This is a genomic window from Bradyrhizobium sp. LHD-71 (assembly GCF_031157255.1).
GTDB lineage: Bacteria > Pseudomonadota > Alphaproteobacteria > Rhizobiales > Xanthobacteraceae > P52-10.
In genome coordinates this window covers 1-12,725 of the sequence record NZ_JAVIFX010000014.1, presented here as the reverse complement: position 1 = coordinate 12,725, position 12,725 = coordinate 1, and the positions used below count along the sequence as shown (strand labels likewise).

The 12,725-nt window shown below is 63.9% G+C and carries 12 protein-coding genes; 10 read left to right on the top strand and 2 right to left on the bottom strand.

Annotated elements, in window-relative coordinates; genetic code table 11:
* The first annotated feature begins 1 nt into the window (after position 1).
* From eda to RCO31_RS16475, 7 genes are all read left to right on the top strand, one after another.
* Positions 2 to 562: a bifunctional 4-hydroxy-2-oxoglutarate aldolase/2-dehydro-3-deoxy-phosphogluconate aldolase gene (gene eda / locus RCO31_RS16505; protein WP_308969514.1), complete on the top strand. Its 561-nt coding sequence runs from the start codon at positions 2 to 4 to the stop codon at positions 560 to 562.
* 249 nt (positions 563 to 811) lie between these two features.
* Positions 812 to 1,639 (top strand): IclR family transcriptional regulator, encoded by an 828-nt coding sequence (locus RCO31_RS16500; protein ID WP_308969513.1) that lies wholly within the window; start codon positions 812 to 814, stop codon positions 1,637 to 1,639.
* A 10-nt stretch (positions 1,640 to 1,649) separates the two neighbouring features.
* Complete coding sequence (locus RCO31_RS16495) at positions 1,650 to 2,597, top strand: dihydrodipicolinate synthase family protein (RefSeq protein ID WP_308969512.1); 948 nt, start codon at positions 1,650 to 1,652, stop codon at positions 2,595 to 2,597.
* Between the two features lie 37 nt (positions 2,598 to 2,634).
* The gene (locus tag RCO31_RS16490) at positions 2,635 to 3,621 is read left to right on the top strand and encodes a tripartite tricarboxylate transporter substrate binding protein (protein ID WP_308969511.1); all 987 of its coding nucleotides are present in this window, start codon (positions 2,635 to 2,637) and stop codon (positions 3,619 to 3,621) included.
* Between the two features lie 5 nt (positions 3,622 to 3,626).
* Complete coding sequence (locus tag RCO31_RS16485) at positions 3,627 to 4,301, top strand: SDR family oxidoreductase (RefSeq protein WP_308969510.1); 675 nt, start codon at positions 3,627 to 3,629, stop codon at positions 4,299 to 4,301.
* A gap of 26 nt (positions 4,302 to 4,327) precedes the next feature.
* Positions 4,328 to 5,494, top strand: coding sequence for a mandelate racemase/muconate lactonizing enzyme family protein (locus tag RCO31_RS16480; protein ID WP_308969509.1), 1,167 nt, complete (start codon positions 4,328 to 4,330; stop codon positions 5,492 to 5,494).
* 99 nt (positions 5,495 to 5,593) lie between these two features.
* A complete protein-coding gene (locus tag RCO31_RS16475) occupies positions 5,594 to 6,268 on the top strand; it encodes an HAD hydrolase-like protein (protein ID WP_308969508.1) in 675 nt (224 codons plus the stop codon).
* Between the two features lie 5 nt (positions 6,269 to 6,273).
* Here RCO31_RS16475 and RCO31_RS16470 read toward each other — a convergent pair whose 3' ends face one another.
* Positions 6,274 to 7,467: an aspartate kinase gene (locus RCO31_RS16470; RefSeq protein WP_308969507.1), complete on the bottom strand. Its 1,194-nt coding sequence runs from the start codon at positions 7,465 to 7,467 to the stop codon at positions 6,274 to 6,276.
* Between the two features lie 53 nt (positions 7,468 to 7,520).
* Positions 7,521 to 10,292, bottom strand: a complete 2,772-nt coding sequence (ppc, locus tag RCO31_RS16465; protein ID WP_308969704.1) for a phosphoenolpyruvate carboxylase — start codon at positions 10,290 to 10,292, stop codon at positions 7,521 to 7,523.
* A 279-nt stretch (positions 10,293 to 10,571) separates the two neighbouring features.
* Between ppc and RCO31_RS16460 the strand changes: the two genes are divergently transcribed.
* The 3 genes from RCO31_RS16460 to RCO31_RS16450 are packed head-to-tail and all read left to right on the top strand — an operon-like array spanning position 10,572 to position 12,588.
* The gene (locus RCO31_RS16460) at positions 10,572 to 11,843 is read left to right on the top strand and encodes an SDR family oxidoreductase (protein WP_308969506.1); all 1,272 of its coding nucleotides are present in this window, start codon (positions 10,572 to 10,574) and stop codon (positions 11,841 to 11,843) included.
* A complete protein-coding gene (locus RCO31_RS16455) occupies positions 11,844 to 12,323 on the top strand; it encodes a DUF2269 domain-containing protein (RefSeq protein ID WP_308969505.1) in 480 nt (159 codons plus the stop codon).
* Between the two features lie 58 nt (positions 12,324 to 12,381).
* A complete protein-coding gene (locus RCO31_RS16450) occupies positions 12,382 to 12,588 on the top strand; it encodes a hypothetical protein (protein WP_308969504.1) in 207 nt (68 codons plus the stop codon).
* Positions 12,589 to 12,725 lie beyond the last annotated feature (137 nt).

Here is a 12,725-nt window from a genome sequence, read left to right as displayed (position 1 = left end):
GATGAACTTCTCAACGATCTTTGCCGGCGTAACCATCATCCCTGTGGCCACGCTTGATGATCCGCAACAGGCCGTCCGCGTCGCGCAGACGCTCGCCACCGCAGGCATACGCGCGATCGAGGTCACGCTGAGAACGCCCCGCGCGCTCGACTGCATTCGCGCCATCGTCGACGCCCTGCCCGACGTGATCGTCGGTGCCGGCACGGTGCTGACGCCGCAGCAGATGGATGCTGCCCGCAACGCTGGATCGAAGTTCCTGGTGTCGCCGGGAGCTAGTCAGCGACTGATCGATGCTGCGCGCTCCGGACAGCACGCGTGGTTGCCCGGCATTGCTACGCCATCGGAAGCGATGCTTCTCAGCGAGGCCGGTTTCGATCATCTGAAGTTCTTTCCCGCTGAACCGGCGGGTGGCACGAGTTTCCTCAAAGCCGTGGCCCCGGTCTTGCCGGACGTGAAGTTCTGCCCCACAGGCGGCATCGATCAGTCGAACGTGGCAAGCTATCTCGCCTTGCCGAACGTGTTCGCCGTCGGCGGCTCGTGGATCATCCCGCGCAACGTGTGACTCGTCATTGCGAGCGCAGAAGCGAAGCAATCCAGCGCTGAACCAAATACGGACTCAGCGCTGGATTGCTTCGTCGCCATAGGCGAGTGAAGCGACGCCGTTCTTACGAACGGCTGTGCCTCGCAATGACGGTTGGCGCCAGCGCTCCCGAAGCTCTCACCTTGTGCCTTGACGCAAAGCGTCTGCGCTTGCACACTGGTTATTGCGAATAAAAGTTCGCAATCCGAACTTACCCAGCGAGTGATCTTCGTGAGCGACACGGCGCCGTCAGAGAAGAATTCAGTGCAGTCCCTCGCCAAAGGCTTCCGCGTGCTGGAGGCCTTCACTGCCGAGCGGCTAGAAATGGGCCTCGCAGAGGTCGCGCGGGCTGCCGGCGTCGACAATGCGACAGCGTTTCGCTTCCTGAACACGCTCGTCCAGCTCGGCTACATCGAGAAGATTTCCGAGACCAAGCGCTTCCGCCTGACGCTGAAATGTCTGGATCTCGGCTTCAGCGCGATTGCGCGGACCGACCTGCGGGAGCTGGCGCGGCCGCTGCTGCGCGAACTCGTCAACGAGACCATCGAGGCCGCATCGATCGCGGTGCCGGACGGCTCGGAGGTGGTCTATATCGAACGGGTGCAGGCCGGCCTCGCCCGCCTCGGCGTCGATGTCCGCATCGGCAGCCGCGTGCCGGCCTATTCAACCGCGGTCGGACAGATCATTCTGGCCTATCTGCCGCGCGACGCGCAGGTCGCCGCGCTCGATGCGGCGCCGCGCCGCAAGCTGACGGCAACGACATTGACGGCGCTGGATGCGCTGCTCGCGCGTCTGCAGCAGGTCCGACAGAAAGGCTTCGCGCTCTCGGACCAGGAAAACGTCACGGGCTTACGGGTTCTCGCCGCGCCTGTGCTGGACGCCGACGGCGTTCCGCTCGCCGCACTGTCTGTTGCCGCACCCGCATTCGCCATGCCGCTCAAGACATTCGAGACGTCAAGTCGTGGCCCGGTGATTGCGGCCGCAAAGAAACTGTCGCGTGCCGTTCAGGCGGCAGGCGCCGGCACCATGCCGATAAAACGCCAATCTCCTCGCAGTTAAGGACCAGCCCATGCCCGTCATGACCAACTTTCACGGCCTGATACCAGCCATGGCCGTTCCGTTTCGCGCCGATCATTCGATCGACGAAAAAGAGCTGACGGCATTCAGCCGCTGGCTCGCGGTGCAGCCGGGTGTCGTCGGCATGATGACCAACGGCCATACCGGCGAAGTCTTTTCGCTGAAGCCGCGCGAGCGCGCCGAGGTGACGCGCATCGTCGCCAAAGCGGCAGACGGCATCTGCCCGGTGATATCGTCAGTCGTCTGCGAAGGCATCGACGACGCCGTCGAGCAGGCCGGCTGGGCCAAGGAGGCCGGCGCACAGGCGCTCGACATCATGCCGCCGCACCATTGGCTGCGCTTCGGCTTTCGCGCTGATCACGTGCTCGCCTATTTCAATGCCATCGGTGAAGCAACTCGCCTTCCACTGATCGTGCACGTCTATCCGGCGTGGACCAAAGCGTCATTCTCGTCGGAGCTGCTCGCCGAACTCGCGAATTTGCGATCGGTCCGCGCCTTCAAGATCGGCACGCGCGAGATGAACAAATACAAGCGCGACCTGCAGGCGATCCGCGCCGTGGCGCCTGACAAGGCCCTGCTGACCTGCCACGACGAGTATCTGCTCGCGTCGATGGTTCAGGGCGTCGACGGCGCGCTCGTCGGTTTCGCATCGCTCATTCCGGGTCTCATTCATGAGCTGCTTCAGGCGGTCAAGGCCGGCGACCTGCATCGCGCCGTGGCGCTTCAGGCCCGCATCGATCCTTTGAAGGACGCCGTCTATGGCGGCGGCGAGCCGACTGGCGAAGCCCATGCCAACATGAAGGCGGCGATGGTCGCGGCGGGCATCTTCAAGGACGGAACGATGCGTCCGCCGACAATAGCGCCGAACCGGGCCGAGCTCGCCCAGATCGAAGCGGCCGTTGCCGCCGCCGGACTGAAGCCCGCCGCCGCAGCCGAATAACCGAACAACAAAGATCATAGCCGAAGGGAGAAGCGCAATGAGGAGACGCGATCTGATCAAGGCGGCGGCAGGCGCCGCGGCCTTGGCTGCCCTGAAATCCCCCGCGGTGGCGCAGACGGCGTGGCCGCAGAAGGAACGAACGATCAAGGTGATCGTGCCCTGGCCGCCCGGCGCCGCCAATGACGCGCTGGGACGTCTGCTGGCGGAACGACTTCAGGACAAATATGGCGTGACGTCGATCGTCGAGAACCGGGTCGGCGGCGCCGGCCTTGTCGGAACGAAGGCGGTGATCCAGTCGGAGCCCGACGGCTACACATTCCTCGCCAGCGCGTTCAACACCGCCGTCATGCCGCTCGTTCTGAAGTCCGCCGACTTCAATCCGGAAACCGATCTCGAGGTGCTGGCACGAACTGCGGTTGCGCCGCTCGTCTGCGTCATGAGCGCAAGTCGACCCGAAAAGACGCTTGCCGAGATGCTGGCCTCGGCGAAAGCCGATCCGAAGAAATGGAATTTCGCCATCTCGTCGCTGGGTTCGGCCGGACATCTCGCCACGATCGAGTTCATCCGGCGCACCGGCGTTCCGATCGACATGGTGCCCTATCGGGGCACCCAGCCGGCATTGACGGACCTGATGGGTGGCTCCATCCAACTCTTGATCGACCCAAGCTTCGCCCTTCTGCCGGCGGCTCAAGACCCCACCAAGGTCCGCGCCCTGGGCATCGCAACGAAACAACGGTCTGTCCTCGCCCCCGACGTTCCGACCATGGCCGAGGCGGGCCTTCCCGGCTTCGAGTTCAATTCGTGGTACGGCGTGTGGGCGCCGAAAGGGATTCCGACCGACGTTGCAACAAAGGTGAACCGCCTGGTGCAGGACACCATGCGCGATCCGGCGATTGCCGACAAACTGCGTAAGACGCTCATCGAACCGGTGGCCGAGAGCATCGACGACAGCAAGGCGTTCATCCGCAGCGAAATCGTGCGCGCCGGCGAGCTGCTGAAGAGCGTCGACTTCAAGCCGAGCTGACGGCGATGCGAACCGCCGTGGTGACCGGGACCAGCTCCGGTATTGGCGCTGCAATCGCCACGCGCCTGCTTGCGGGCGGCTGGCGCGTCACCGGTCTCGATCGGGCGCCGCCGACGCTTGCGAACGCCGCGTTCACGCCGATCCAGCTCGACCTCGGCGATCGCGCCGCCCGACAGAACGCGATCGCAAAGATCGGGCACGTTGACGCGCTGGTGCACGCCGCGGGCGTCATGCGCGGCGGACGGCTGGGCGATCTCGATCATGAGGCAGGCGACCTGTTGTGGCGAATTCATGTGGACGCCGCGATCGGGCTCGCCGATCAGCTTGCGCCTCGGCTTCGCGACGGCGGCCGTATCGTCCTGATCGGCAGCCGGGCCGCCCAGGGCGTGGTCGCGAAGAGCCAGTATGGCGCGGCGAAGGCCGCGCTGACCGCACTCGCGCGGGCATGGGCGAAGGAAGTCGTGGGACGGGGCATCACCGTCAACGTCGTCGCGCCGGCGGCAACTGAAACGGCGATGATGACCGATCCGGATCGCGCTATCGTGCCACCGGAAACGCCGCCGATCGGACGCCGCATCAGACCCGATGAGGTTGCCGCACTTGTGTCGTTCTTGTTGTCCAAAGACGCTGCCGCAATCACCGGACAAGAGATATCCATCTGCGGCGGCGCATCGCTTTAGCGCCGCCGCCAGCAAGCAAAGAGACCATGACCGTTCGTATTCTCGACATCGTCGAAATCACCAAGCCGATCGCCTCGCCGATCCGCAACGCCTATATCGATTTCTCGAAGATGACGACCAGCCTTGTGGCGGTCGTCACCAACGTGGAGCGCGACGGCAAGCGCGTCGTCGGCTACGGCTTCAATTCCAACGGCCGCTACGGCCAAGGCGGGCTGATCCGCGAACGCTTCCGCTCCCGCCTGCTCGAGGCGGAGCCCGCGTCACTGGCGGATGCGACCGGTGACAATCTCGATCCCGCAAAATGCTGGGCAACGCTGATGTCGAACGAGAAGCCGGGCGGTCACGGCGAACGTTCCGTCGCCGTCGGCACGATCGACATGGCGATCTGGGATGCGGTGGCCAAGATCGCGGACCGGCCGCTGTTTCGCCTGCTGGCCGAGCGTGAGGGACGCGCGGCCGATCCGAAGGTCTTCGTCTATGCCGCCGGCGGCTACTACTACCCCGGCAAGGATCTCGACATGCTGCGGGCGGAGATGGCGAGCTATGTGCAACGCGGCTACACGGTCGTGAAGATGAAGATCGGCGGCGCCAGCCTCACCGAGGATTCCCGCCGCATCGAGGCGGTGCTGCAGGAGATCGGCTCGCGTGCCCAACTCGCCGTCGACGCCAACGGCCGTTTCGATCTCGAAACCGCGATCGCCTACGCCAAGATGCTCATGCAATATCCATTGTTCTGGTACGAGGAGGCCGGCGACCCGCTCGACTACGCCCTGCAGGCGGCGCTCGCGGAATTCTATCCCGCGCCGATGGCGACGGGCGAAAACCTGTTCAGCCACCAGGACGCACGCAACCTGCTGCGCTACGGCGGCATGCGGCCCGACCGGGACTTCCTGCAGTTCGACTGCGCACTCTCCTACGGTCTTGTCGAATTCCGCCGGACGCTGGATGTGCTTGCGACCCATGGCTGGTCATGGCGGCGCGTGATTCCCCATGGCGGCCATCAGATGTCGCTGATGATCGCGGCCGGGCTCGGCCTCGGCGGCAACGAGAGCTATCCGGACCTGTTTCAGCCCTACGGCGGCTTTCCCGACGGCACTGTGGTGATCGACGGCTACGTGACGCTGCCGGATCTTCCGGGCATCGGATTTGAAGGCAAGACCGATCTCAGAACCGAGATGGCGGCGCTCGCGTGAACGTGACTGGTTATCCTGTCTTTGCACGCAGCAGAGCGGAGCGGCCTCGGGGATCGACCGGATCTGTACCGGCTGGCCTCTGGCCATTATGTTAAGGCCATGACCCCGCCCCGCTCCGTTCTCCTTGACCTCGACGGCACGTTGATCGACTCGCAGCCCGGCATTCTCGCGAGCTGCCTGGCGGCGCTGCGTGCGCTTGGGCATGAGCCGGACGAAGCACTCGACATCCGAAGCATCATCGGCCCGCCGATCGACGACATCATGCGGGTGCTGCTGCAAGCGTATGGGGACGACAGGGTCGACGACGCGGTGGCCGCGTATCGTCAACACTACGGCGAGACCGGTTTCCTCGGCAGCGAGCCCTATCCGGGAATCGGCAGCTTCCTTGAGGAGATGCGGCAGGCCGGATTGCGGATCTACCTTGCAACGTCGAAGCGCGAAACGTTCGCCAGTCGCATTCTGCACCATTTGGGCTTTGCGACGTACTTCGATGGCATTCACGGATCAGTGCCGGGCGGAGCGCTGGATCACAAGCCCGAACTGCTCGCCCATGTCCTGTCGCAGCACAATCTCCTGCCCGACCAGAGTCTGATGGTCGGCGACCGACGTTATGACATCTCCGGCGCCCATGCGGTTGGAATACGCGGTCTTGGCGTGCTCTGGGGTTACGGGACCCGAGATGAACTCGAGACTGCGGGCGCGGATCAACTGGTGGAATCCACTACAGATCTCGCGCCGGCCGTTCTTGCGACGGTCGGCGGCCGGACTCGATGAGCCTGCTAGATCAGCGCGTGCAAGGCCTTGACGGCAGCCTCGCGGCTCTCCACCGGAACAAACAGGCTGACCGATTGCGGTGAGAACACATATTTGTCGGCGACGATCCCGTGACGTCGCAATATCTCGACCGCCCGGGCAGGCAGATCTGAAGAAACGCCGCCGAAGCAGGTGAGGCTCACAGAACTCAGCGTCTCGCGCTGCTTGCGCAACTCTCGGCTCTTTTCCAGCGTGCGCAACAACGCGTCGAGCGACTCCGGATCGGACGTCAGCATGATGCGCGCTTTGCCAGCGGTGAAGGCCGACGCGAGAAGTTGCGGCCAGGACAGGCCGTTCTGCTTAAGATGCTGCGCGAACTTCTCAAAGCCCTCATTGAGATCCGTCGAGTCGATTTCGATGTGCTCGATGCGGGCCATCGAGTTCACCGCCAAGACCTTTCCGCTTTCCATGCCTGCGACCTCCTTCACCACGCGCGTCGCGTGCTCGGCACCCCCCCATTGCCTCAAAACCAAGGGGACGTTCTGGCTCTGCGCCAACTCGACGCTGCGGAAATGTAAAACCTTGGCGCCCCAGAAGCACATTTCCGACAACGACGCCAAATCCAGCCGGCGCAGCGGCAACGCATTCGCAACGATGCGCGGATCGGCCGAACACACGCCGTCGACCTCTTTGATGATCTCGCAGAACTCGGCTTTCAGCGCCGCGGCCATGGCGACTGCTGTCGTGTCGCTGCCGCCGCGCCCGAGCGTGGTGATCTCCTTGGTGATGGGGTTCACGCCCTGAAAACCCGCGAGCACGACGATGCGCCCGCGGTCGAGTTCTTCGCGCACACGAACCGGGCGCACATCGACGATGCGCGCGGACGAATGGGATTCATCGGTCATCACGCCGGCTTGACTGCCGGTAAAGCTGATCGCCGGCACGCCGAGGTCCGACAGCGCCATGCTCATCAGTGACATGCTGATCCGTTCGCCGGTGGTCAGCAGCATATCGAGTTCACGGCGATTTGGATGCGGACTGACCTGATAGGCCATCCTGATAAGCTCGTCGGTGGTCTTGCCCATTGCCGAGACAATCACCACGACGCGATGACCACGGCCCTGCAGCTCGGCGAGACTGCTCGCGACTGCGCGCAGCTTCTCCGGCGTCTCAAGACAAGCGCCGCCGTACTTCTGCACGATGATGGGCTTGTTGTGCATTCTATCTATATGCGCATTCCATTTATAAAAATACCTTAAGAGCACCCACAGCATTATCCGCTGTTGCGCAACCCGGCGGAGATACCGTTGATGGTGAGATGGATGCCGCGCAACACCTGCTCGTCGCTGCCGCGCTCGCGGTGCGCCCGCAACAATTCGACCTGCACGTGGTTGAGCGGGTCCAGATAGGGAAAGCGGTTGCGGATCGACCGCTCGAGCTGCGGGTTGCCTTGCAGCAGACGCTCATGCCCCATGATCTCCAGAAGCGCGGTGATGGATGTCTGCCATTCGTGGCGGATGCGGGCAAAGATCGTCTGTCGCAGCGTCTCATCGTGCACGAGCGCGGCATAACGCGAGGCGATGGCGATGCTGCTTTTCGCCAGCACCATGTCCATGTTGGACAACAGCATGCGGAAGAACGGCCATTCGCGGTAAAGTTCGCGCAGGAATCCCATGCCCTTGTCCGGATGCTTGGCAATGAAAGCTTCGACGGCGCTGCCGAATCCGTACCATCCGGGCAGCATCAGACGGCACTGCGCCCAGCTGAACACCCACGGAATGGCCCGAAGGTCCTCGATCTTCCGGGTCGTCGAACGTGACGCGGGGCGGCTGCCGATGTTCAGCGTCGCGATCTCGGCGATAACCGTGGAGCCCCAGAAATAGTCGACGAAGCCTTCCGTCTCGTAGACGAGGCCGCGATAGGCCGCGTAAGCGAACGACGAGAACTCCTCCATCGCCGCGAGATATTCGGCGCGCGGCGCGCTGTGGCGCGGCTGCAGCAGGCTCGCGTCCAGTGTGGCCGCGGCAAGAACTTCCAGGTTGTTGCGCCCGAGATCCGGGTTCGCATACTTGCTGAAGATCGTCTCACCCTGTTCGGTGATGCGGATCTGTCCATCGACGGCGCCGCCGGGCTGCGCCAGGATTGCGTCGTAGCTCGGCCCGCCGCCACGGCCGACTGAACCGCCGCGACCGTGAAACAGGCGCAGCCGCACGCCGTGCCGCTCGAACACCTCGACCAGCTCGATCTCCGCCTTGTACAGCTCCCAGCCGGATGTGACGAACCCGCCGTCCTTGTTGCTGTCGGAATATCCGAGCATCACCTCCTGGATATTGCCTCGGCTCGCCACGAGCCGCCGGTAGTCCGGCAGCGCCAGCAGCCGGTCCATGATCTGCGCGCAATGCCTGAGATCGTCGATCGTCTCGAACAGCGGCACGATATTGAGCCGGCTCGTCCCTGCCGGATCGACCAGCCCGACCTCCTTCAGCAGCAACGCGACTTCCAGAAGATCCGAGACGCCACGCGTCATCGAGATGATGCATTGGCAAATGGCACGCTCGCCGAACACCGTGTGAGCCTCCGCCGCCGCGCGGAAGATTGCGAGCTCGCTCAGCGTCTCTTCGCTGTAGTTTATGAACGGCGAAATCAGCGGCCGCGCAGTCGTGATCTCCGTCGTCAGCAGCGCAATGCGCGCGTCTTCGGTGAGTTTGGCATAGTGCGTGCCGGGAGCTGCCTTCTCGAACAGCTCGTCAATCGTCCGCTCATGCACGGCGGAGTTTTGCCGCATGTCCAGGCTCGCCAGATGGAAGCCGAAGCAATCGGCCGCACGGCGCAGCCATCGCAGCCGCCCACGCGCGATGACCCCGGACTGGTTGGCGATCAGCGAACGATGCAGAATGTCCAGATCGCGCTGAAACTCGGTCACGTCCGCGTACGGCGCTGCCTCCGCAACCGGCGCCCGCCGCACTTCGACCTTGAGCTTGCGCGCGGTTGCTGCAAGACGGGCATAGATCCGGCTCACCGCCAGCCGGTAAGGCTCGCCCGCACGGTGCGGCGAGGGATCGGGAGAGCTCTCGGCGAGAGCCCGCAGCTCCACCGACACGTCCGCCAGATTGGCTGCGATCGACAATTCGGCGCCGAGCTCGTTCAGTTCCTCGAGGTAGAAATTCAGCGCGCGACGGCACTGCATGTGCAGCGTGCCGCGCATGACGTCTGCCGTCACGAACGGATTGCCGTCCCGGTCGCCGCCGATCCAGGAGCCCATCCGCAGAAATGATGCGAGCGGCGCGCTGTCGCCCGCGGGCGATGCAAGCTCATCCTCGAGCCTGGAATGAATCCGCGGCACTTCGCTCAAGAACGTGTAGTCGTAGAAGGACAGGCCGTTGGCGACCTCGTCCAGCACGCCGAGCTTGGTGCGGCGAAGCAGGTTGGTCTGCCACAGCGTCAGCACCGCGCGCCGCAATTGCTCCTCGCTGGCTGCAAACTCGTCCATCGTGAGCTGCATGCGTTCGCGCCTGTCGAGCAGGCGCGCGATCTCCATCTCGCGGTCGATGGTGCTCTTGCGCCGCACCTCGGTCGGATGTGCGGTCAGCACCGGGCTCACAAGCGCGCCGTTGAAGAAGCTGCGCAGATCGTCCGTCGAGATTTGCGCGTCACGCGCGCGTGAAATCGCGGCGGCCAGCATGCCATGCTGTGACGCCATGCCGGCGCCATCGTGAGGTCCGGTGCTCTGGGCGCGGAGCTGGCGGATGTTCTGCTGGTCCTCGGCGATATTGGCCAGATGCGAGAAATAACTGAACGCGCGGACCACACGAAGCGTGTCGTCCATCGACATGCTGTCGAGAATGTCTTCCAGCTCGCGCCGCGCCGGTTCGTCGTCATCGCGATGAAAGCGAACCGACGTCTGTCGAATGGTTTCGACCAGATCGAAGACCGGGACGCCCTCCTGGTCGCGGACAGTGTCGCCGAGCACCCGGCCCAGCAGGCGAATGTCGTCGCGCAGCCTGGTATCGTCCGCGTGCGCGCCGCCGGCGCTGCTCGTCGCCAGGCCCTTGCTGCGTCGGGTCTTGGAGTCTCGTGCGATCAATCGTGCGTCTCGCCAAATGAGCCGGCGTTGCCGGCGTGCAGAGCATCAGTCTAGCTTCGCTGGACTCGCCGTCCAGCTGAAGATATCAGCACTGCGGACGGCGCTCGCCGTGAAACCGGACTGCCACCGTGGCGTTACGTAATGTGCACGGTACTGATATGCGAGGTGCTGTCCCATGCGGGAGGGCCGATCGGGGGCTTGCGCGCGAGCGGCGAGTAGCCGCGCGCGCGTAGACATACCATGAAAGTCCTGGTTCTCGGCGGCACGGGTCTGATCGGTTCAGCAATCACAGCGAGGTTGTCGGCGCGGGGACATACCGTCATCATCGCAAGCCGCCATCCGCCCGCCACCGTGCCTGACCGCCTGGCTGTCGATCTTGCAAAAGCGGACGAAGCATTCTGGCTTGCGCACCTGAAGGGTGTTGATGCCGTGGTCAACTGCGCGGGCCTGCTGCAGGACGCACCCGGCGAGTCAACCGCGGCGGTACATCACACCGGCATCACAAGTCTCTTCAAGGCCTGCGAAACGCTGCGGGTTGGAAAGGTCATCCATTTTTCGGCGATGGGCGTAAACCGCGCGACGCCGAGCAATTTCTCGAAGAGCAAGCGCGCGGGTGACGAAGCCCTGGTGCGGCTCGATCTCGACTGGGTGATCTTGAGACCTTCGCTGGTGATGGGCCGGGCCGCCTATGGTGGGAGCGCGCTGATGCGCGGGCTGGCCGCGCTCCCCATTTGCCCGGTGATGCCAGCCAACGCGCCGCTGCAGGTGATATGGCTCGAGGACGTTGTGGCAGCAGTCGAGCATTTTCTGTCGCCCGACGCGGCGGGCAAACAGATCGTCGAACTTGCGGGACCGGACACGTTCTCCTTCGAGGATGTCGTGGCGACGCTGCGCAAGTGGATGCGCTGGCCGGCGGCATCGACCATTCGGCTGCCGGCAGGCCTTGCCAAGCTGACCTATTGGGCAGGCGACCTGATTTCGCTGCTCGGATGGCGCCCGCCAGTGCGCAGCACGGCGCAAAAGGAGATGACCCGCGGCGCGGTTGTCGACCCGACGGCCGTGCAAATGCCGCTGACGGCAACGCCCCTTCGTCAGGCGCTGGCGCGTGAGCCCGCATCCGTGCAGGAACGCTGGTTCGCCCGGATGTATTTCGTCAAGCCGCTGATCTTTGCGGTGCTGGCACTGTTCTGGATTTCCACGGCGCTGGTCTCGCTCGGCCCGGGCTGGGATCACGGCATCGGCCTCATGCGCGAGGGCGGCGTCGAAGGCACGGCGGCTACATTGACGGTGATTGCGGGTGCGCTCGCCGATCTCTGCATCGGGCTGGCGATCGCCTACCGGCCGACCAGCCGGCTCGGCCTCTATGCGGCAATCGTCATTTCCTTTGCCTATGCCATTATCGGCACCATTCTCGTCCCAAGGCTCTGGGCCGATCCGCTCGGGCCCATGCTCAAGATATGGCCGATCATCGTCCTGCATCTCGTGGCCCTTGCCATTCGCGAGGACCGCTGAATGCTCTATTTCGTGCTTAAATATCTGCACATCATCGGTGCCACCGTTCTGCTCGGCACCGGCTCCGGTATCGCGTTCTTTATGCTCGCAGCGCAACTGCAGGGAAAACCGGCGGTCATCGCCGGCGTCGCCCGCATCGTCGTGATCGCCGACTTCCTGTTCACCGCCACCGCGGTCGTCGCCCAACCGGTTACCGGCCTGCTTCTGGTCTGGCAGGTCGGCTATTCGATCACCGAAGGCTGGATCATGTGGTCGATCGTGCTCTATGTCTTCACCGGCCTGTTCTGGCTGCCGGTGGTCTGGATGCAGATGCGCCTGCGCGATCTTGCGACCGAGGCCGTCGAAAACAACCAGCCGCTGCCCGACGCCTACTACCGGATCTTCATGTGGTGGTGCGCCTTTGGCGTGCCGGCTTTCATCGCCGTTACAATCATCATCTGGCTGATGATTGCCCGGCCGCAGATCCAGTTCTTCTACTGACCCCGGTCTCAGGGAGCGGACCCGGAACACGCGACGGGCCCGGGCGTTACCGCGAGCCATGCCAGCTAAGAGAACCTTCCTCGATGAATTCCTCGACGGCCGCCGCCGCCAGCTCGATGACGGCCGGCCGCGACTGTCCGAGGACGATATCCAGCGTGCCGAACTTGGCCCACGTGGCGAGCCGGGCAAGCCCGATCCCGCACAAATGACGCCGCAGCGCAGGAAAAAGATGCCGCCGGACGTCGATCCAGGCCACACGGCCTAGTGTCGTGGATCAGAAATTCGCACCATCGTTGCCGCGAGTCCATCGTGCGAATTTCTGATCCATAAACGACACTAGAATCATAAACTTGCTAGTGTCCTGATCGAATCCGAAGTTCGCTCTGAGCTCGCTGCAAAGTA

Coding starts and splice junctions, on each gene's coding strand:
- eda (WP_308969514.1), top strand. CDS start 2: ATGAACTTCTCAACGATCTTTGCCGGCGTAACCATCATCCCTGTGGCC.
- RCO31_RS16495 (WP_308969512.1), top strand. CDS start 1,650: ATGCCCGTCATGACCAACTTTCACGGCCTGATACCAGCCATGGCCGTT.
- RCO31_RS16490 (WP_308969511.1), top strand. CDS start 2,635: ATGAGGAGACGCGATCTGATCAAGGCGGCGGCAGGCGCCGCGGCCTTG.
- RCO31_RS16485 (WP_308969510.1), top strand. CDS start 3,627: ATGCGAACCGCCGTGGTGACCGGGACCAGCTCCGGTATTGGCGCTGCA.
- RCO31_RS16480 (WP_308969509.1), top strand. CDS start 4,328: ATGACCGTTCGTATTCTCGACATCGTCGAAATCACCAAGCCGATCGCC.
- RCO31_RS16475 (WP_308969508.1), top strand. CDS start 5,594: ATGACCCCGCCCCGCTCCGTTCTCCTTGACCTCGACGGCACGTTGATC.
- RCO31_RS16470 (WP_308969507.1), bottom strand. CDS start 7,467: ATGCACAACAAGCCCATCATCGTGCAGAAGTACGGCGGCGCTTGTCTT.
- RCO31_RS16460 (WP_308969506.1), top strand. CDS start 10,572: ATGAAAGTCCTGGTTCTCGGCGGCACGGGTCTGATCGGTTCAGCAATC.
- RCO31_RS16455 (WP_308969505.1), top strand. CDS start 11,844: ATGCTCTATTTCGTGCTTAAATATCTGCACATCATCGGTGCCACCGTT.
- RCO31_RS16450 (WP_308969504.1), top strand. CDS start 12,382: ATGCCAGCTAAGAGAACCTTCCTCGATGAATTCCTCGACGGCCGCCGC.